The organism is Tsuneonella sediminis, assembly GCF_051912845.1.
Classification (GTDB): Bacteria; Pseudomonadota; Alphaproteobacteria; order Sphingomonadales; family Sphingomonadaceae; genus Tsuneonella; species Tsuneonella sediminis.
In genome coordinates this window covers 22,220-40,468 of the sequence record NZ_JBNCBU010000001.1, presented here as the reverse complement: position 1 = coordinate 40,468, position 18,249 = coordinate 22,220, and the positions used below count along the sequence as shown (strand labels likewise).

Sequence of the window (18,249 nt, the reverse complement as noted above, 5' to 3'; positions counted from 1 at the left end):
AGTCGAACGGGCCGCCGGGTGAACGCCGACGAAGCCCGCGCGAGGCTCGCAGCGGCCCTCGTCCGTCTCGGCGCGGGCGACAGAGCGGCGCTCGAACAGGTCTACCGCGCCACATCAGCGAAGCTTTTCGGTATCTGCCTGCGTATCTTGGGAGACCGAAAGGAAGCCGAGGACACCTTGCAGGACGTCTATCTGACCTTGTGGCGCCGCGCCGACCGGTTCGATCCGGCGCGCGCCAGTCCGATCACCTGGATCGCAGTCCTTGCCCGCAACCGGGCGATCGACCGGCTGCGCCGCAGGCGCACAGCCGGACCACCCGTCCCCGTCGAGGAGGCGAGCGCGGTCGCCGATGACACCCCGTCAGCCGAAGACAGCCTGATCGCCAGCGAAGGCAGAGCGCGAATCCACCACTGCCTCGAAAGGCTGGATGCCGCGCAACGATCGGGCATCCGCGCGGCGTTCTTCGGCGGGTCGACCTATGCCGATCTTGCGGACCGGGAAGGTGTTCCCCTGGGCACCATGAAAAGCCGCATCCGGCGCGGCCTGGCGCGCCTCAGGACCTGCCTGGAGGCGGGCGAATGACTCCCGACGATCGCCTTGCCGCCGAATTCGCGATCGGGCTGCTCGACGGGCAGGATCTGCTCGACGCGCGCGGACGCTACGCCAGCGATCCGGCGTTCGCGGAGACGGTCGAGTGGTGGGAGCACCGCCTCGCGCCACTGCTCGACACGATACCTTCGGAAATCCCGCCGGAAGAGCTTTTCGCCCGGATCCTCGCCGCTGCCGGAGGCGCTGCGGACGAAGGCGGCGAGGTCATCGCCCTGCGCCGGCGCGTGCGGTTCTGGCAGCGCGGGGCCGCGGCCGGTGCCATCGCTGCCAGCGCCGCGATGGCGGCGCTCGTGCTCACACCGCAGACACGCACTTCTTCCGCCGGCGATCCCCCCCAGGTGGCCACGGCCGCCCCACCGCTGGTCGCCTCGATCCCCATCGGCGACACCGCGCTGCGTCTCGGCGTAACCTACCTTCCCGACCGGCGCGAACTTCTGGTGTCGGCGAGCGGGCTCACCGCCGACGGCATCCACGACCACGAGTTGTGGCTGGTGCCCGATGACGGAAGCAAACTGCGCTCGCTCGGCGTGGTGCAACCGGGCGCCGAAAGGCGTGTCGCGCTCGATGCCGGGACCGCTGCCCTCATCCACGACGGCAGCGCGATGGTGCTCACGCGCGAACCGCTGGGCGGAAAACCGCCGGAATCCGCCGCCGGGCCGGTCGTTGCCGAGGGCAGTTTCGACACGGTCTGACAGCTAGAAAAAATTTTTCTCCCGTGCTGCATCCGCAGCGGGACACGCTGCGTAACTCCACCCGCAAGCAGGACGGGGCTTGCCGATCAAAGGAGCTTACGCATCATGAATTCCCCGAAGCTGAAAGCCGCCTCGTTCGCCGCAGTGGCTGCAATGGGCGCTTTCGTCCTCGCCGCCGGTGCCCCCGCAGCGGCTCACAATCACGCTGGCCATTCGGGCCATGCCGCCGAGAAGTCCCAGAAGACGATCGTCGGGACCGCAATGGGTACCGGCATGCATTCGACCCTTGTCGCCGCGGTCAAGGCCGCAGATCTCGTCGATACCCTGTCGGGCCCGGGTCCGTATACCGTGTTCGCGCCTGTCGATTCTGCATTCGCCGCGTTGCCCGACGGCACCGTCGACACTCTGCTTCAGCCCTCGCAGAAGGCCGCTCTGACCAGAGTGCTCACCTATCACGTCGTCGCCGGGCGAGTGCCCGCGGCTCAGCTGGTCGAAGCCATCCGCAAGAGCGGCGGCTCGTATTCGATCGAGACCGTTGCCGGCGAGACGCTCGTCGCGCGGCTCGACGGCGGATCGGTCACGATTACCGATGCGGCAGGGCGCACTGCGCGGGTTTCGAAAGCCGACGTGAAGGCCACCAACGGCGTCATCCACGTGACCGACGGGGTCTTCCTCCCCGCCTGACGATGTTCCCTGGCGCTGCCCCTGGCCGGGGCGGCGCCCACTCCCAGCCCCGTCCGGTACCCCTTCCCCCTCGCCGGACGGGGCCTTTTTCTGCGAATTTCCGCGCCGAAGGACGAGGGCGTGGATACGAAAAGACCCCGCACGCACCGTGCGGGGTCCTCCGTCTGTCGCTCGGCCTCCGGACGAAGCCGGCCGCCCTCGCCAGATCAGGCGGTCAGGCCGCCTCTTCCTTGCCCTTCTTGCCGTCCACCACGCGCACCGGGTCCTTGCGGCCCTCGACCACGTCCTTGTCGACGACGATCTCGGTCACCCCGTCCATGTCGGGCAGGTCGAACATCGTGTCGAGCAGGATTCCCTCGACGATCGACCGAAGGCCGCGCGCGCCGGTCTTGCGCTCGATTGCCTTCTCGGCGACCGCCTTCAGCGCATCCTCGGTGAACGTGAGCTCGACATCCTCGAGGTCGAACAGCTTGCAGTACTGCTTTACCAACGCGTTCTTCGGCTCGGTCAGAATCATGACCAGCGCGTCGACGTCGAGGTCGTTGAGGGTCGCGATGACCGGCAGGCGGCCGACGAACTCGGGAATCAGCCCGAACTTGAGCAGGTCCTCCGGCTCGCATTTCTGGAGCAGTTCGCCGACGCGGCGCTTGTCGGGGTCGGCGACGTGCGCGCCGAAGCCGATCGACCGCTTCTGCAGGCGGTCGGCGATGATCTTTTCGAGGCCCGCAAACGCGCCACCGCAGATGAACAGGATGTTGGTCGTATCGACCTGGAGGAATTCCTGCTGCGGGTGCTTGCGTCCGCCCTGCGGCGGGACGGATGCGGTGGTGCCCTCCATCAGCTTGAGCAACGCCTGCTGCACGCCCTCGCCCGACACGTCGCGGGTAATCGACGGATTTTCCGCCTTGCGGGTGATCTTGTCGATCTCGTCGATGTAGACGATGCCGTGCTGCGCCTTCTCGACATTGTAGTCGCTCGCCTGCAGCAGCTTGAGGATGATGTTCTCGACGTCCTCGCCAACGTAGCCGGCCTCGGTCAGCGTGGTCGCGTCGGCCATCGTGAACGGCACGTCGAACGTCCGCGCGAGCGTTTGCGCAAGGAGGGTCTTGCCCGAGCCGGTGGGCCCGACGAGCAGGATGTTGGACTTGGCCAGCTCGACCTCGCCCGACTTGCCCGAATGCTTGAGCCGCTTGTAGTGGTTGTGCACCGCGACCGAGAGGACGCGCTTGGCGCGGTCCTGCCCGATCACGTAATCGTTAAGGGTGGTGAAGATGTCGAGCGGCGTGGGGACGTCGCCTTCCTTCCGGCCCGCGATGCCGGCCTTGGTCTCTTCCCGGATGATGTCGTTGCACAGCTCGACGCATTCATCGCAGATGAACACGGTCGGCCCGGCGATAAGCTTGCGCACCTCGTGCTGCGACTTGCCGCAGAAGCTGCAGTACAGGGTGCTCTTGCTGTCGGTTCCGCTCAACTTGGTCATTTCCTGGCTTTCGAAGCCCCGGGCCGGGTTAGCGGAGCCGGGGGATTCGCCGACCCTAAGGCCGGAATTTCGATAATCAACTCATAGCGCCTTACAGCAACGGCCTTGCGGCAAGCTGAAGCGGCACGGTTGCCGAATTGCTACGCCGGACAACCCGCCGCGGCGGCGCCGGGTCCAGGCCGCCTACTCGGGCGCGCCGCCGGACCCTTCGGCCTCGGCATTGCCCTCGCCCTCCGGGCGCGTCTCGAATACCTTGTCGACGATGCCGAAGGCCATCGCCTCGTCGGCCTCGAGGAAGGTGTCGCGGTCCATCGCCTTCTCGATCTCGGACAGCGCCTTGCCGGTGTACTTGGCGTAGAGATCGTTCATCCGCGTCCGCATCCGCAGGATCTCGCGCGCCTGGATCTCGATGTCGGACGCCATGCCGCGCGCGCCGCCGGACGGCTGGTGCACCATGATCCGTGCGTTGGGAAGCGCGATGCGCATCCCCGGCTCGCCCGCGGCAAGCAGGAAGCTGCCCATCGACGCCGCCTGCCCGATGCAGACGGTCGACACGCGCGGCTTGATGTACTGCATGGTGTCATGGATCGCCATGCCGGCAGTCACCACGCCGCCCGGCGAATTGATGTACATGCTGATCGGCTTGCTCGGGTTCTCGCTTTCGAGGAACAGCAGCTGCGCGACGATCAGCGAGGCCATGTTGTCCTCGATCTGGTCGGTCACGAAGACGATCCGTTCGCGCAGCAGGCGGCTGAAGATGTCGAAACTGCGCTCGCCGCGGCTGGTCTGTTCGACCACCACCGGCACCAGCGCCCCCGTCACGGGATCGCGGGTGAAGCGGCCCTGTGAGCCATAGGTGTCGCCATTGCCGCCGAACACATCTATCATGGGGTACTCGTCCTTCCGTCTCGATTGCGCCGCCTATGTCGCGAGTGGCCGGAAGATGTTCAAGGGCGTTAACCCACGCTCTGACCCGTTCTGTCGACTACAATCGTTTTTGATCGGCCCGCACCTGTCGTTCGTCGAGCCCCGCGCGACATGGCGTTTCACCGGAACAATACACCGGCTCGAAAGCTCTGAACAACAAGGATACCTGCGTGTCGCATCCGCCTGCCGCCGCCCGTTTGCTCGCCTTCCTGCTCGCCGGCGCCGCGACTCCGGCGCTCGCGCAGGAAGCGCCCACCGGCGACGCACCCCCGCCGGTCGCGGATCCGCCCGCCGCGGTCGACGGACGCCAGAGCTACACGCCCGCCGATTTCGCGCGCTTTTCTCCCAAGAGCGCGCTCGACATGCTGAACAACGTCCCGGGCTTCCAGATCAAGGCCTCGCGCGACGGGGGCCGCGGGCTCGGACAGGCAAACGAGAACGTGCTGGTCAATGGCCAGCGGCTGGCGTCCAAGTCCGACAGCCTGTTCGACCAGCTCGCCCGAATTCCCGCAACGAGCGTCGAGCGGATCGACATCGTCGACGGCGCCACGCTGTCCATTCCCGGCCTGTCGGGCCAGGTGGCCGACATCATCACCCGCGCCGATGCGATGACGGGCCAGTTCAACTGGCGGGGCGAGGTCCGGCCCCATTTCGCGCACCCCGGCTATCTCAACGCCGACGTTTCGCTCAAGGGCAGCAAGGGCCAGCTCGAATACACCCTTGCCCTCGCGAACGAGCAGGGCCGCGGCGCATTCGGCGGCGAATACCGCATCCTGGCGGGCGACGGGTCGCTGCGCGAGACCCGCGACGGCCGGCTGTGGTCGGATTTCGATGCGCCCAAGGCCAGCGCCAACCTGACCTGGAACCGCGGCGGGGACATCGCGCACCTCAATGCCTCTTACCGCCGGGTCTACAGCACGTTCGACGAGAGCGAAGACCGCCTTCCGCTGTCGGGCGTGCCGCGCAACCGCGACCTGTACGGCCGGCAACGCGGATACGATTACGAGATCGGGGGCGATTACGCGTTCGACCTCGCGGGCGGGCGGCTCAAGCTCATCGGGCTCGACCGGTTCGATCGCACCCGGTACTCGGAGGACGCGGTCATCGCCTTCGCCGACGGCTCGCCCCCGGTCGGCGGGCGCTACGCCCAGGTCACCGAAAGCGGGGAGGTGATCGGCCGGGCCGAATTCGGCTGGAAGTGGGGCAAGGCCGACTGGCAGATCGCCGCCGAGGCCGCGTTCAACCGGTTCGACAAGGACGCCAGCCTGTTCGACCTCAGCCCGTCGGGGGCCTTCGTCGAAGTCCCCTTCCCGCAAGGCGACGGCGGCGTGCGCGAGGACCGTTACGAGGCCATATTGAGCTATGGCCGGCCGATCACCGACAAGCTGACGATGCAGCTTTCGGCGGGCGCCGAGAACTCGACGATCAGCCAAAGCGGCGCCAACGACCTGTCGCGAACCTTCACCAGGCCCAAGGGGGCCCTCAACCTCGGCTGGGCACCCGAAAAAGGCCTCGACATATCGTTCAACGTCGAACGCTTGGTCGGACAGCTGAACTTCGGCGACTTTCTCGCCCGGGCCTTCCTCGACCAGGGGAATCAGAATTCGAACAATGCCGAACTGGTGCCCACGCAAAGCTGGAACATCACCGCCGCGATCAAGAAGGACCTCGGCAAGTGGGGAAGCACGAACCTGCGCTTCTTCGACCGCCGGTTCGAGGATTTCATCGACATCGTACCGCTGCCGGGCGGCGGCGAGGGACGCGGCAACATCGACCGGGCACGGCGGCGCGGCTTCGAATGGACGAGCACGTTCAACCTCGACCCGATGGGCTTCAAGGGAGCCAAGCTCGACACCAACGTGATCCTGCAGACCTCCGCGATCCGCGATCCGCTGACCGGAGAGAAGCGCCAGATCAGCAACCTGTGGCGGCAACGCGTCGAGATGAACCTGCGCCACGACATCCCGGCGACGGACTGGGCCTGGGGCGCCGGGTTCGAATACAGCAGGAACACGCCGTACTACCGCGTTTTCGAGGTCGGCCGCGACTGGGAGGGACCGGTGTTCGATTCCTACTTCATCGAGCACAAGGACGTGCTGGGGATGACGGTGCGGCTGCAGGCGGTCAATTTCGCAAATGCCCGTCACCGCCTGTACCGGACGGTCTATGCGGGCCCACGCAATTCGTCCCCGGTAGCCTTCATAGAGGACCGCTCGCAGCTCATCGGTCCGATCTTTCGCCTGAGCGTCAAGGGCACCTTCTAGGCGCAGCCGGGCTCCTGCGTCCCGTCATCGCACCTCGTCCGGGAGGCCTCGATCTCGCGCTGCAGGAAGTAGTTCAGGCCGGTGCGGATCGTGGCGATGACGGCCAGCTGGCCGACTTCCGACCAGCTCGGCGCCACGGCGGTGCGCAGGATGTCGGCTCCCAGGAGGAGCTCGAGGGCGAGGGCCAGCCAGCGGCCCAGGCGCAGGCGGATCTCCTCCTTCGCATCGTGCGCCCGGTTCTCCGCGCTACCGCTGTGCCGCGGGATCGAGAGGATGAGGCGCACGAAGGCCTCGACAACCGCGTAGGCCACGATGATCGCGGCCATCCCCTCCACCACCAGCGAGGTGGCGGAGGTGATTTCCCGAATCCAGTATTCGAACATGTACCGTCAACCGGCGCACACGGGCGCCGGTTCCGCCGGTACCGCGCTACTTCTTGGCTGCCGCCTTCTTCGCCGGAGTCTTCTTGGCGGCCGGTTCCTCGGCAGCGGCCTTCTTGGCAGGAGCCTTCTTCGCCGGGGCCTTCTTGGCGGCCGGTTCGGCGTCATCCTTGTCAGCCTTCGTCGCGGACTTCTTGGCCGGCGCCTTTTTCGCTTCGGGCTTGGCGTCGGCGTCTTCCGACTTGGCGGCACCCTTCTTGGCGGGCGCCTTCTTCTTGGCGGGCGCCGGCGCGGTTTCCTCGGCCTCGATCGCGGCCTGGAGTTCCTCGCGGGTTACCTCGCGCTCGGTCACATCGGCCTTGTCGAACAGGAAGTCGACGACCTTGTCCTCGTAGAGCGGCGCGCGCAGCTGGGCGGCCGCCATGTCATTGGTGCGGATGATCTCCATGAACCGGTCGCGGTCTTCCGGGCGGTACTGCTGGGCGGCCTGCTGGATCAGCATCGACATTTCCTGCTGAGTAACCTGCACGCCGTTGGCCTGGCCGATTTCCGACAGCAGGAGGCCAAGGCGCACGCGGCGCTCGGCGATCTTGCGGTAATCGTCCTTTTCGCTCTCGATCTCCTTGAGCGCGGCGGCGGGATCGGCGTCCTGTGCGGCTTCCTGCTGAAGCTGGGCCCAGATCTGTTCGAACTCGGCATCGACCATGCCCTGCGGGACCGGGAAGTCGTGGCCCGACGCGAGGGTGTCGAGCAGCTGCCGCTTCATCGCCGTGCGCGTAAGTCCGCCCAGTTCCTGCTCCAGCTGGCCCCTCAGCAGGCCGCGCAGCTGGTCGAGACTTTCGAGACCGAGGTTCTTCGCGAATTCATCGTCGACCTTGGTCTCGTCCTCGACCTGCACCTTGTGGACATGGATCGCGAACTGGGCATCCTTGCCCGCCAGCTCCTTGGCGGGGTAGTCGCTCGGAAAGGTCACGGTGATCGTCTTGTCGTCGCCCGCCTTCACGCCGGCGAGCTGTTCCTCGAACCCGGGGATGAAACGCCCAGCACCGAGCTGGAGCGGGGTTTCCTCGGCCTTGCCGCCTTCGAATTCGACCCCGTCAATCGAGCCGGTGAAATCGATGATGATCTGGTCGCCGTCGGCCGCCTTCTTCGTCTTGGGCGCGTCCTTCCAGCTTTTCTGCTGTCCGGCGATGTTCTGCACCGCCTCGTCGACTTCCGCGTCTGTCACCGGAACGGTGAGCTTCTCCAGCTTGAGCCCATCGGTCGAGGGGGCCTCGATCTCGGGCAGCACTTCAAGGTCGACTGTCAGCGTCGCGTCCTTGCCCTGCTCGTAACCGTCGCCGAACTCGACACGCGGCTGCATCGCGGGACGCAGCTTCTTGTCCTTCATCAGCGAATCGACCGCGCTGGTGATCTGATCGTTGACGACCTGTCCGTGGATCGCCTCGCCGTGCATCTTCCGGACGAGGTTGGCGGGCACCTTGCCGGGGCGGAAACCGGGCATGCGCACCTGGGGAGCGATCTTCTTCACCTCGGCCGCGACCGCTGCATCTATGTCCTTGGCCGGGATCGTCAGCTTGTAGGCGCGGTGGAGGCCTTCGTTGGCGGTCTCTTCGATCTTCATGGGAGGTCAAAAGCCTTTGTAAAACAAGTATCTCGTGATCGCTCGAGACCGGGGCGGCGGCTGGTGCGGGCGAAGGGACTCGAACCCCCACATCTTGCGATACTGGTACCTAAAACCAGCGCGTCTACCAATTCCGCCACGCCCGCAAACCCGAACGAAGCCGCGCGGGCGGGCAGGCCCGCTCGCGAACAGGGGTGCGCCGTTACAGTGGGCGGGCGCAAAGGGCAAGCCGGGGAACGTGATTGCCCCGCCGGCCGTTTCCCGGCCGAACGAAAGGATCGCAGCAATGGCCACCCAGCCGCCCGAAACTCCCGATACCATCGAACCGGCATCGCCCCCCGAGACTCCGGCCAGCCCCGAGCCTGCCGGCGAGCCGATGCGGCAACCGGACGAAGTTGCCCCGCCCCGACCCGACGTTGCAGACCCGAATCAGCGGCCGGCGGAAATACCCGCCCCCCTCGGCAAATGACCGGTCCCCACATCCCGTCAGGCAAGGAGCCCGACGACGGTCCCCTGATCGACGCCGGGCCGAGCGAGATAGAGATCGAGCGCCGACAGGCCGGGGTCGAGGAAGGCGAGGGCAAGGACGAGGATCCGGGCGCCCCGGTCCTGCCCGAGACCCCCTTGCCGCCCGACTGACCCGCTTGCCGGGTGCACCCGGCACGACTAAGGGCCCCGCCTCATGAGCGACGACAAATCCCAGACCCCGCCCGACCGCCTGTCGGTCAATCCGCGCAGCCCGCATTTCGACCAGGACGCGCTCGAGCGCGGGATCGGCATCCGCTTCAAGGACCGCGTCCGCACCGACGTGGAGGAATACAGCATCTCCGAGGGCTGGATCCGCGTGCAGGCCGGCAAGACGGTCGACCGCAAGGGCCAGCCCCTGACGCTCAAACTCAACGGCCCGGTCGAGGCGTGGTTCGAGGATCTCGGCGACGATCCGCCGGTCGCAAAAAAGGACTGATCAGCTGCCGTAGCGGGCGATCGCGGCGTCGATCGGGTCGCGCGGCCGGCTACCGGCGGTCGCCGCGATGCGCGCACCGTCCGTCCGCGTGGCCGGCCGCGCTGCCTGGCGCGCCGAGGACGGCGTAGCGACGCGCGCCTCGCCAAGCCCGGAGAACGCCATGGCGAACGCTTTCGACGGTTCGGCAGAGGGCGTCGGCGATTGTCGCGCCGCCGCCAGTATCCGCTCCCCGCCGTAGGGGCCTTTCCTCTCCGGCTCGTTGTAGATGAAGCCTGCGACTGGCCACGCAGTGGTGCCCAGGTCGCCCAGCGGCGCATACCAGACGCGGACCTGGCTCCAGTCATTCCCGGGCGAGACGTCGATCGCCCTGACTCCGCGCTCGACCTGCCCTCGCCGGCCGTCGATTGGCGACCAGTTGGCGTGATCGAGCAGGACGGTGCGGCTGTCGATGACTTGCGCCACCGCGGCGACATGACCAAGCGTCATCGAGCCGTGAGGAAGAAACGTCATCACCGCGCCCGTTCTGGGTCGGTTTCCTCGCTGGTAGCGGCCTTCGGCCTGCTCCCACCACGTGCGCGCGTCGCCATATATCTGCACGCCGGTGCGCTCGCGTGCAAACGGGACGCACTGCAGATAGGCGGGAAGCTCGGCACTGCGCGCAGCCCCGTCGCCCGCGGCGATGTCGGCCCGGGCCATGCCCGGCAATGCGAGCGCGAGCGCCCCGACGGCGATTCCCAACGGTCCCCTCATGCCGGCAAGGCATGGAACCTTGTGGTTGGCATCGCCTTGCCTGACATGGTTAACCGATTTCAACTAATCGCCGAGCGCGCTTGCCAAGCGGCGCGACAGCGGCCACCTGCGCGGCTGACATGAAAGCCGCGAAGTGAAACCGACCGTCATCATCATCGGCCGACCCAACGTCGGAAAGTCGACGCTGTTCAACCGGCTCGTCGGCAAGAAGCTCGCGCTGGTCGACGACCAGCCGGGGGTTACCCGCGACCGTCGCTTCGGGGACGCCACGATCGCCGGCCTCGAATTCACCGTTGTCGACACCGCCGGGTGGGAGGACGAGGACGCCGAGACGCTGCCAGGCAGAATGCGTCGTCAGACCGAGGTCAGCGTCGAGGGCGCGGACGCCGCGCTGTTCGTGATCGACGCACGCGCGGGACTCACTCCTCTTGATGAGGAGATCGCCCGCTGGCTGCGCACGCAGGAGATCCCGGTCGTCGCGGTTGCCAACAAGGCAGAAGGGTCGGCGGGCGACGCGGGGCTGTTCGAGGCGTTCTCGCTTGGCTTCGGCGAACCGGTCGCGCTGTCGGCCGAACACGGCGAAGGCGTCGCGGACCTGTTCGATGCGCTCTGGCCGATCATCGGCGCGTCCGAGGACGAACGCGCAGCCGCGGACCGTGCGGGCGAAGCGGCCGATCCGGACGATTTCGAACTCGGCCCGCTCAAGCTCGCCATTGTCGGCCGGCCCAACGCGGGCAAGTCGACGCTGATCAACCGCCTGCTCGGCGAAGACCGGCTGCTCACCGGGCCGGAAGCCGGGATCACCCGCGATTCGATTGCGGTCGACTGGCAGTGGACCGATCCCGGCGGCGAGGTGCGCGACATCCGCCTGATCGACACCGCCGGGATGCGCAAGCGATCGAACGTGGTCGAGAAGCTCGAGAAACTCTCGGTCGCGGACGCCAAGCGCGCGATCGATTTCGCCGAGGTCGTCGTGCTCCTGCTCGACGCGACTCGCGGGCTCGAGCATCAGGACCTCAAGATCGCCTCGATGGTGCTCGAAGAAGGCCGGGCACTGATGATCGCGATAAACAAGTGGGACATGACCGGAACCGAGCAGGTCGGCGATGCCAGCCGCCTCTTCAACGGCATCAAGGGCGCGCTGGACGAGGGGCTTGCGCAGGTCCGCGGGCTGCCGCTGTTCGCGGTGTCGGCGAAAACCGGCAAGGGTCTCGACCAGATGCTGAAGGCCGCCTTCGAGATCCGCGAGGCCTGGTCGAAACGGGTGCCCACTTCGGCGCTCAACCGCTGGTTCGACGATGCGCTCGAGGCCAATCCCCCGCCCGCGCCCAAGGGCAAACGGATCAAGCTGCGCTACATCACCCAGGCCGGTACGCGCCCGCCGCGTTTCGTGGTCTTCGGCACGCGGCTGGACATGCTGCCCAAGAGCTACGAACGCTATCTCGTCAACGGCATCCGCAGGGAGCTGGGATTCGACGCGGTACCGGTGCGGGTGGTCCTAAAGGCACCGAAGAACCCCTACGCCAAGGGCTAGCCTTCGCCCCCTTCGCCAGCGGGCTCGCTCTGCAGCTGGACATAGTTCTGCAGGCCCATCCGCTCGATCATGTCGAACTGGGTCTCGAGGAAATCGACGTGTTCCTCCTCGCTCTCGAGGATGCGCTCGAATATCTCGCGGCTGACGTAATCGCGAGCGCCTTCGCAGTACTCGATAGCGTCCTTGAGAAGCGGAATCGCTTCCATCTCGAGGGCCAGGTCGGACTGTAAGATCTCCTCGACGCTTTCGCCCACCTTGAGCTTGTGGATGGCCTGGAAGTTGGGCAGCCCGTCGAGGAACAGCACCCGCTCGGCGAGAATATCGGCATGTTTCATCTCGTCGATCGATTCGTGCCGCTCGTATTCGGCGAGCTTGCGGACGCCCCAATGATGCAGCACGCGATAATGAAGCCAGTACTGGTTGATCGCAGTGAGCTCGTTGGTGAGCGCCCGGTTGAGGTAGTCGATGACCTTTGGGTCGCCCTTCATGGAAACGGTCTCCTCGAGAAAGCGCGGATTATGCGCTTCGGCGACCCGCCCGGCAACACCTCAACCAGGAAAATTGGCGGAATTCCGCCATTTGCGACTGCTTCGCAGCTTCAGGCCGCGAACGGCACCGCCGCCATCTCGCGCTCTTCGAAAACGATTGCATCAGCGTCCGCAAGGCAAGTCCCGCAGTTGGGGCGCTTGCCCAGCGCAGCGTAGACGGCCTCTGCGTCGCCACCCGCGCGCAGGGCCGCACGGCGCAACTCGCACTCCCTGATGGCATTGCAGACGCAGACGTACATTCTTCTCAGCTCCGATCGAATCGAGAGCTAATGAGAACCACTCGCAATTGCAAGAGTTATCGTCGCAGAGCGAAAACCCGTCGATAAGTCAGACAGCGCCACAACCATTCGAGCGGTCCGAACCGGAACCGGATCAACCATGCGCGCGACCACAGCAGCATGACGATGCACCCGCCGAGCGCGACGAGGTAGAGCTGCTCTCGCGTCAGCACGCCGAACAGGCCGAGCCCCCAGCCCTGGAACACCAGCAACATGACCAGCGACGTGCCAACATAGTTGGTGAAGGCGGCGCGGCCGGCGGCGATGACCCGGCTCGAGAACCAGCCTTGCGGGTGGCTACCCGAAAGGCCCAGCAACGCCGCCAGGCCGAGAATCATCGGCAGGCGCGTCAGGCCCATCGGACCGAACTCGGCAAGCAGCGTCCCGGTATAGGTGAACCCGCCGAGATAGACCCACAGTCCGAGCGGGAGGGTGAGCAGGATCCCCACCATGATTCCTACCCATCCCCAGAGTGTCTGGGCGCGCCGGTCGAGCCGGCCGTCAAACAGGCCCATACGGTAGAGCGCCATGCCCAGAAGCATGAGCGGGAGGGCCTCGGTGGAATAATATATGAGCTGGTCGTACCACTCCCAGCGGTGGATCGTCGCAAAATGGCGGACGTAATCGAACCAGGTGCCGTCGGCAGCTATCGCCGCTTCGCGCACCGCGTCGGCACGCTCGCTGTCGATTACCGCCTGCGTCGCTTCGGCCACCCCTTCGTATTCCGGGAGCCGGCCGCGGACGGTCTCGTTGGCGGCCCAGAGAGGCAGGACCTGGGCCGTGTTCCACAAGACGCCCGCGAGGTAAGCGACCAGCCCGGCGGCGAGTTGCTGCGGCCACGACCAGTTGACGGCCAGCAGCGCGACGGCGCCGCATACTGCATACAGGGTCAGGATGTCCCCGCGCCAGAGCAGGTAGTAATGCAGCAGGCCGAACACGAGGAGCCAGAACAGGCGTACCAGCGAAAGCCCGACCCACCCGCCCTTCGCCCGTGCGCGGTCGGTAAACAGGATGAGCCCCGCGCCGAACAGGAGCGTGAAGAGGCCCCGCATCTTGCCGTCGATGAGGACGAACTGGGCGACCCAAAGCCCGTCGGCCAGCGCGTCGTGCGGGCTCAGGAAGCCGCCCGGCCAGCCGTAGGCAGAATACGGCTGGCCCATCCCCATGATGTTGGCGAACAGGATGCCCATCACCGCGATTCCGCGCGTGAAATCGAGACTGAGCAACCGCTCGCTGCCGATGACGGGAACCGCCCCCCCGGTATCTGCCCTCGCCGCAGTAGCCGTGCGATGATGACCGGGGTGGGGCGCGCCGCTCACGGCTCAGCGGGTCACGATGCAGGCATGGCCGCCTGCCTTGAGTGCCGCACACGCCGCTTGCGCCGCCGACCGGTTGCTCCACCCTGCGGCAAGCAGCCTGGTCAGGCGCCCCGCCCTCTCGACCTGCCTCGTCTTGCCGGCCAGCGCCGCGCTGCCCGACACCTGCGACCACGCCCGGTCTGCGTTCGCAGCGATCGAAAAGGCGCCCAGCTGAACCTTCCACGAGCCTGCTTCCGGTGGAGGGACCGCCCCCGGGCCGGGTCCGGGCGCCGCTGCCACCACAGGGTCGCGGGCGGGCGCATCGGGCGTGACGGCAGTGCTTCGTCCGGACCGCGCGAAGTCGGCCCCGGCGGTCGCGGGGCTTTCCGTCCCGGTCGCCCGCATCGCTTCCGCGACGGCCGCTTCGGCAAGCGGAACCGATGGTGGAACCGCCACGGTGGCGACAGGCTGCGGAACCCGGGCTGAGGGAGAGACGCGCGGCGCGGCCGTCGCGCCGGAGACCGCGGGCCGGCCATTGGCCACCATCGCCGGGCCGCCATCGGCCAGGTCGGAAGAAGCCATCTGCGCCGAACGGCGGACATCGGCATCGGCCCGCATGGCGGCCGCAAGAGCCTGGGCTTGCTGGCGCTGCGCGAGCGGAACATGGCCGTCCATCTGCCGGATGGCCGGAGCCGCCTGCGGCAGCCCCGCACCGTTCGCGAGGGTCAGCAAGGCATAGGCCCGCACCCAGTCGCGCGGAACTGAATCGCCGTTGAAATGGGCGATGCCCAGCAGGTATTGCGCGCGCGGATCGCCGCGCTCGGCTGCCGCGACGACATAGGGCATCGCCTCGTCGCGGCGCCCCTCCTGAAACAGCAGGAGGCCATAGTTGTCCGCTGCCTTCAGGTGGCCGCTCGCCGCCGCGCGGGCGTAGAGCTTTTCCGCCTGTTCGAGGTCCTCGGCTACTCCCCGACCCAACCGGTACGCCTGCGCGAGGTTGAACAGCGCATCGGCATCGCCCCGCGCCGCCGGCGCGCGCCATTCCGACACGGCCTTGGCGTAGTCGCCGGCGCTCCAGGCATCGACGCCGGCCTTGACGTCGGCGTGCGCGGCGCCTGCCAGCGCCAGCAACGCAGCGCCGGCCGCCCCGATAGCGGCTGACAGTGCCGGATTGCTACGGGTCATCGCGTCCTCGATCCAATTCGCGCGCACCCTGTGCGAGTGCCGGGCAAACTGACATAGTGAATGCCCCGTTAGCAAAGGGTTTCTTTTTTCAGGTCTTTCAGGGCCCCGTGTGACGTTCCCGTGCCACCTGATCTTTAACCCAATATTAGGGCAATGCTGCGATCTGGTTTGCCGCGGAGTGCATGGGTGCACTTTTTTCCGCGATGGGATTTAACGGGGGATCAGCCTTGCGCGTATTGGCATTGGCTTCGCAGAAGGGCGGTTCGGGAAAGACCACCCTGTCCGGGCACCTGGCGGTGCAGGCGCAGCGCGCCGGGGCGGGACCGGTCGTCCTGATCGATATCGACCCGCAAGGGTCGCTTGCCGACTGGTGGAATGAACGCGAGGCAGAATACCCGGCCTTCGCCCAGACGACCGTCGCGCGGCTCGCCAGCGACCTTCAGGTCCTGCGCCAGCAGGGTTTCAAGCTTGCGGTCATCGACACGCCGCCCGCGATCACGATGGCGATCCAGTCGGTCATCGGCGTGGCGGAACTGATCGTAGTGCCCACCCGGCCGTCTCCCCACGACCTGCGCGCCGTGGGCGCGACCGTCGATCTCTGCGAACGCGCCGGCAAGCCACTGATCTTCGTGGTGAACGCCGCGACTCCCAAGGCCAAGATCACGTCCGAAGCCGCGGTTGCGCTGAGCCAGCACGGCACGGTCGCGCCGATCACGCTTCACCACCGAACCGATTTCGCCGCCTCGATGATCGACGGCCGCACCGTGATGGAAGTCGATCCCGAGGGCCGTTCGGCTGCCGAGATGGCCGCACTGTGGAACTATATCTCCGACCGGTTGGAGAAGAACTTCCGCCGCACCGTGTTCGCCGCGCCGGGTGCAGTGCACCAACAGGTGCCGGGCGCCGCTTACCGTCCGCAGGGCGGCTTCGGCCGTCGTGTGGCCCAGTAGGCCACAGGACGGAAAGGCCGGTCCCGGATGGCCGAAATCTCCTTCGCCTCGCTGAGCCCCTCGCTCCTCGCCCGCAAGGGAGGCGCCAAGCCCGCCATGCGGCCGCAGCACGCTGCGCTCGCGACGATGCCGCCCTCGGCTGCCCACCCCGATCCGGAAACGCTGGAGGATCTCGGCTGGAACGACATGGGCGAGAACGACGATCAGCCGCAGACGGCCGACGTAGTCGCCCTGAGCCCCCTGGCGCGCAGCCCGGAACCGTTCGTCGGTCGGGCGCCGGCCCCTGAGCCCGCCGTCCTTCGCGATCGCGGCGCCATCGCCGAACGCCTCGCCGATCCCGCCCCGGCTGCCCCGCCCGCGCCCGCCGCAGCGCCTGCGCCGCGCGCATCGAAAGGCGGCAACCGCGCCGCCTTCACCCTGCGGCTGGACACCGAACGCCATCTCAAGTTGCGCCTGGCCTGCACCGTGCGCGACTGCAGCGCCCAGGCGCTGGTGACCGAGGCGCTCGACGCCTTGCTGGGCGACATGCCCGAACTCGAAGCGCTCGCCGCGCAGGTCAAGCGGCGCTGACACAACCGGATCGACAGGGGGAAACGACCATGAGCCGCTCCGCTAGGACCAACCGCATGCTGACGCTGGCCGCAGGCACCGCGCTCGCCTCGGCCATGCTGGGGGGCTGCACCACGCAGTCCGCGCCGCGCGCGGACGTTTCCGCCAGCCGTGCCGATGTGGCGCTGAAGAAGGGCCGTGCGGACGAAGCCGTTGGCCACGCGGAAGCCGCCGTGCTCGCCGATCCGCGCAACGCGGCCTACCGCGCCACCCTTGGCGCGGCGTACATGGAAGCTGGCCGTTTCCTTTCGGCGCAGACGAGCTTCGACGACGCGATGGCGCTCGGCGACGAGAGTCCCCGGACCGCGCTCGGCTACGCGCTAGCAGCGATCGCCACCGGGGATCGCGGCGCGGCAATCGACGTGCTCGAGGACTGGCAGGACGACATCCCCGCCGGCGACCTCGGCCTTGCGTTTGCCCTTGCAGGCGAAACCGCCCGCGGGGTGCAGATCCTGTCGAACGCGGTGCGCGGCGGGGACAACACGCCCAAGACCCGCCAGAACCTCGCCTATGCCCTCGCGCTGGGCGGCAACTGGGCCGGCGCGCGGATCATGGCTGCGCAGGACGTGCCCGCCGACCAGCTCGACGCTCGCATCTCGAAATGGGCGGCAACCGCGCGGCCCGACGATGCGCGCACCCGCGTTGCTGCGCTCCTCGGCACCAGCCCGGTTGCCGACGGTGGCCAGCCTGCACGGCTGGCGCTGGCGAACACGCCGTCTCACGAACAGCTCGTCGCGGAAGCGGTTGCGCTGTCAGCGCCCTCGTCTGCCCTTCCCGAGGCGGGGACCACGGCTCCGGCCGAAGTGTCGGCCCCCATTCCCGTCGCAGCGGCCCCGGCTCCCGCGTTCGATGCGGGCGGGGAACTTTCCGCGCTGCCGACAGCGGATCCCGTTCCGGCGCGGTCGTCCGTTGCACTGGCCGCCGTACAGGAACGGGTCACCCCTGTGCGCGAGTTCGAGGCCGCCTTCGAGGAACCCGTACCCAGCGCAGCGACGCCGGCGCAGATGATGGCCGCCGCAATCGAGTTCGTCTCGAGACCCGTTGTCCAGGCCGCTCCGGCACCCACGCCGGCGCGCGCCGCCACTGCCCGGTCCTCTGCCCGCGAACAGGCGCCGAAGACCGACCATGCGCTCGCCTCCGGCGATCACCTGGTCCAGCTCGGATCGTTCACGTCGGAGGCCGCGGCGGAGCGGGCATGGGCCATCTATGCCAAGCGGTTTCCCCAGCTCTCGCAGCTGGACATGGTCATCACCAGGGCCATCGTGCGCGGCAAGACCTATTACCGCGTGTCGGCAGGCGGGCTTGCCCGCGCCGAGGCCGGCTCGTTCTGCTCGAGCGCGAAGCGCCAGGGCCAGGGCTGTTATGCCTGGACCGCTGGAAGCCCGATGCCGGGCGCGATCGACACGGGCGTGCGCATGGCCCGCCGCTGACCATTTTCACGAGCCATCGAGGAAGGCCTCTCCCGTCCGGGAG

19 protein-coding genes and 1 tRNA gene are annotated in these 18,249 nt (G+C 67.4%); 10 read left to right on the top strand and 10 right to left on the bottom strand.

Features of this window, described 5'->3' with window-relative positions:
* Positions 1-18: 18 nt before the first annotated feature.
* From ACPV3N_RS00190 to ACPV3N_RS00180, 3 genes are all read left to right on the top strand, one after another.
* Positions 19-582 (top strand): sigma-70 family RNA polymerase sigma factor, encoded by a 564-nt coding sequence (locus tag ACPV3N_RS00190; protein ID WP_440112955.1) that lies wholly within the window; start codon positions 19-21, stop codon positions 580-582.
* On the top strand, positions 579-1,301 hold the full coding sequence (locus tag ACPV3N_RS00185) for an anti-sigma factor (RefSeq protein WP_440112953.1): 723 nt from the start codon (positions 579-581) through the stop codon (positions 1,299-1,301). Before ACPV3N_RS00190 ends, ACPV3N_RS00185 begins: the two co-directional genes overlap by 4 nt.
* Before the next feature lie 105 nt (positions 1,302-1,406).
* Positions 1,407-1,985: a fasciclin domain-containing protein gene (locus ACPV3N_RS00180; RefSeq protein WP_440112950.1), complete on the top strand. Its 579-nt coding sequence runs from the start codon at positions 1,407-1,409 to the stop codon at positions 1,983-1,985.
* Positions 1,986-2,199: 214 nt separating this feature from the next.
* Here ACPV3N_RS00180 and clpX read toward each other — a convergent pair whose 3' ends face one another.
* The gene (clpX, locus tag ACPV3N_RS00175; protein WP_440112947.1) at positions 2,200-3,465 is read right to left on the bottom strand and encodes an ATP-dependent Clp protease ATP-binding subunit ClpX; all 1,266 of its coding nucleotides are present in this window, start codon (positions 3,463-3,465) and stop codon (positions 2,200-2,202) included.
* 183 nt (positions 3,466-3,648) lie between these two features.
* Positions 3,649-4,353 (bottom strand): ATP-dependent Clp protease proteolytic subunit, encoded by a 705-nt coding sequence (locus ACPV3N_RS00170; protein WP_440112945.1) that lies wholly within the window; start codon positions 4,351-4,353, stop codon positions 3,649-3,651.
* A 209-nt stretch (positions 4,354-4,562) separates the two neighbouring features.
* Here ACPV3N_RS00170 and ACPV3N_RS00165 point away from each other — a divergent pair, with 209 nt between their 5' ends.
* On the top strand, positions 4,563-6,656 hold the full coding sequence (locus ACPV3N_RS00165; protein WP_440112942.1) for a TonB-dependent receptor plug domain-containing protein: 2,094 nt from the start codon (positions 4,563-4,565) through the stop codon (positions 6,654-6,656).
* Here the strand turns inward: ACPV3N_RS00165 and ACPV3N_RS00160 are convergent.
* The 3 genes from ACPV3N_RS00160 to ACPV3N_RS00150 all read right to left on the bottom strand — a co-directional run bounded on the left by ACPV3N_RS00160 (position 6,653) and on the right by ACPV3N_RS00150 (position 8,806).
* Positions 6,653-7,039, bottom strand: coding sequence for a DUF1622 domain-containing protein (locus ACPV3N_RS00160; protein ID WP_440112939.1), 387 nt, complete (start codon positions 7,037-7,039; stop codon positions 6,653-6,655). The two genes, ACPV3N_RS00165 and ACPV3N_RS00160, sit on opposite strands and share 4 nt — an antisense overlap.
* A gap of 46 nt (positions 7,040-7,085) precedes the next feature.
* Positions 7,086-8,660 (bottom strand): trigger factor, encoded by a 1,575-nt coding sequence (gene tig / locus ACPV3N_RS00155; RefSeq protein ID WP_440112937.1) that lies wholly within the window; start codon positions 8,658-8,660, stop codon positions 7,086-7,088.
* A 61-nt stretch (positions 8,661-8,721) separates the two neighbouring features.
* Positions 8,722-8,806 (bottom strand) — tRNA-Leu (locus ACPV3N_RS00150).
* Positions 8,807-9,125: 319 nt separating this feature from the next.
* Here ACPV3N_RS00150 and ACPV3N_RS00145 point away from each other — a divergent pair.
* Both ACPV3N_RS00145 and ACPV3N_RS00140 read left to right on the top strand, forming a co-directional pair.
* Positions 9,126-9,299: a hypothetical protein gene (locus tag ACPV3N_RS00145; RefSeq protein WP_440112934.1), complete on the top strand. Its 174-nt coding sequence runs from the start codon at positions 9,126-9,128 to the stop codon at positions 9,297-9,299.
* Between the two features lie 43 nt (positions 9,300-9,342).
* Complete coding sequence (locus ACPV3N_RS00140; RefSeq protein WP_440112931.1) at positions 9,343-9,624, top strand: DUF3297 family protein; 282 nt, start codon at positions 9,343-9,345, stop codon at positions 9,622-9,624.
* Here ACPV3N_RS00140 and ACPV3N_RS00135 read toward each other — a convergent pair whose 3' ends face one another.
* On the bottom strand, positions 9,625-10,374 hold the full coding sequence (locus tag ACPV3N_RS00135; RefSeq protein ID WP_440112929.1) for a CHAP domain-containing protein: 750 nt from the start codon (positions 10,372-10,374) through the stop codon (positions 9,625-9,627). It lies immediately after the preceding gene.
* Between the two features lie 133 nt (positions 10,375-10,507).
* Here ACPV3N_RS00135 and der point away from each other — a divergent pair, with 133 nt between their 5' ends.
* Positions 10,508-11,908 (top strand): ribosome biogenesis GTPase Der, encoded by a 1,401-nt coding sequence (gene der, locus ACPV3N_RS00130; RefSeq protein ID WP_440112926.1) that lies wholly within the window; start codon positions 10,508-10,510, stop codon positions 11,906-11,908.
* Here der and bfr read toward each other — a convergent pair.
* From bfr to ACPV3N_RS00110, 4 genes are all read right to left on the bottom strand, one after another.
* The gene (gene bfr / locus ACPV3N_RS00125; RefSeq protein ID WP_440112923.1) at positions 11,905-12,396 is read right to left on the bottom strand and encodes a bacterioferritin; all 492 of its coding nucleotides are present in this window, start codon (positions 12,394-12,396) and stop codon (positions 11,905-11,907) included. The genes der and bfr overlap by 4 nt on opposite strands.
* Positions 12,397-12,506: 110 nt before the next feature.
* Positions 12,507-12,695 carry a (2Fe-2S)-binding protein gene (locus ACPV3N_RS00120; RefSeq protein ID WP_440112920.1) on the bottom strand — a complete coding sequence of 63 codons (189 nt, stop codon included), beginning with the start codon at positions 12,693-12,695 and terminating at the stop codon, positions 12,507-12,509.
* Between the two features lie 56 nt (positions 12,696-12,751).
* Positions 12,752-14,053, bottom strand: coding sequence for a DUF418 domain-containing protein (locus tag ACPV3N_RS00115; protein WP_440112917.1), 1,302 nt, complete (start codon positions 14,051-14,053; stop codon positions 12,752-12,754).
* Between the two features lie 3 nt (positions 14,054-14,056).
* Positions 14,057-15,217 carry a tetratricopeptide repeat protein gene (locus ACPV3N_RS00110; protein WP_440112914.1) on the bottom strand — a complete coding sequence of 387 codons (1,161 nt, stop codon included), beginning with the start codon at positions 15,215-15,217 and terminating at the stop codon, positions 14,057-14,059.
* Positions 15,218-15,444: 227 nt separating this feature from the next.
* Between ACPV3N_RS00110 and ACPV3N_RS00105 the strand changes: the two genes are divergently transcribed.
* Genes ACPV3N_RS00105 through ACPV3N_RS00095 form a run of 3 tightly spaced genes read left to right on the top strand, consistent with a single transcriptional unit; the run spans position 15,445 to position 18,206 of the window.
* Positions 15,445-16,167: an AAA family ATPase gene (locus ACPV3N_RS00105; RefSeq protein WP_440117377.1), complete on the top strand. Its 723-nt coding sequence runs from the start codon at positions 15,445-15,447 to the stop codon at positions 16,165-16,167.
* Positions 16,168-16,194: 27 nt separating this feature from the next.
* Positions 16,195-16,737, top strand: a complete 543-nt coding sequence (locus ACPV3N_RS00100) for a hypothetical protein (protein WP_440112912.1) — start codon at positions 16,195-16,197, stop codon at positions 16,735-16,737.
* A 29-nt stretch (positions 16,738-16,766) separates the two neighbouring features.
* Positions 16,767-18,206: an SPOR domain-containing protein gene (locus ACPV3N_RS00095; RefSeq protein ID WP_440112909.1), complete on the top strand. Its 1,440-nt coding sequence runs from the start codon at positions 16,767-16,769 to the stop codon at positions 18,204-18,206.
* The last annotated feature ends 43 nt before the right edge of the window (positions 18,207-18,249 follow it).

Coding starts and splice junctions, on each gene's coding strand:
- ACPV3N_RS00185 (WP_440112953.1), top strand. CDS start 579: ATGACTCCCGACGATCGCCTTGCCGCCGAATTCGCGATCGGGCTGCTC.
- ACPV3N_RS00180 (WP_440112950.1), top strand. CDS start 1,407: ATGAATTCCCCGAAGCTGAAAGCCGCCTCGTTCGCCGCAGTGGCTGCA.
- clpX (WP_440112947.1), bottom strand. CDS start 3,465: ATGACCAAGTTGAGCGGAACCGACAGCAAGAGCACCCTGTACTGCAGC.
- ACPV3N_RS00170 (WP_440112945.1), bottom strand. CDS start 4,353: ATGATAGATGTGTTCGGCGGCAATGGCGACACCTATGGCTCACAGGGC.
- ACPV3N_RS00160 (WP_440112939.1), bottom strand. CDS start 7,039: ATGTTCGAATACTGGATTCGGGAAATCACCTCCGCCACCTCGCTGGTG.
- tig (WP_440112937.1), bottom strand. CDS start 8,660: ATGAAGATCGAAGAGACCGCCAACGAAGGCCTCCACCGCGCCTACAAG.
- ACPV3N_RS00145 (WP_440112934.1), top strand. CDS start 9,126: ATGACCGGTCCCCACATCCCGTCAGGCAAGGAGCCCGACGACGGTCCC.
- ACPV3N_RS00140 (WP_440112931.1), top strand. CDS start 9,343: ATGAGCGACGACAAATCCCAGACCCCGCCCGACCGCCTGTCGGTCAAT.
- ACPV3N_RS00135 (WP_440112929.1), bottom strand. CDS start 10,374: ATGAGGGGACCGTTGGGAATCGCCGTCGGGGCGCTCGCGCTCGCATTG.
- bfr (WP_440112923.1), bottom strand. CDS start 12,396: ATGAAGGGCGACCCAAAGGTCATCGACTACCTCAACCGGGCGCTCACC.
- ACPV3N_RS00120 (WP_440112920.1), bottom strand. CDS start 12,695: ATGTACGTCTGCGTCTGCAATGCCATCAGGGAGTGCGAGTTGCGCCGT.
- ACPV3N_RS00110 (WP_440112914.1), bottom strand. CDS start 15,217: ATGACCCGTAGCAATCCGGCACTGTCAGCCGCTATCGGGGCGGCCGGC.
- ACPV3N_RS00100 (WP_440112912.1), top strand. CDS start 16,195: ATGGCCGAAATCTCCTTCGCCTCGCTGAGCCCCTCGCTCCTCGCCCGC.
- ACPV3N_RS00095 (WP_440112909.1), top strand. CDS start 16,767: ATGAGCCGCTCCGCTAGGACCAACCGCATGCTGACGCTGGCCGCAGGC.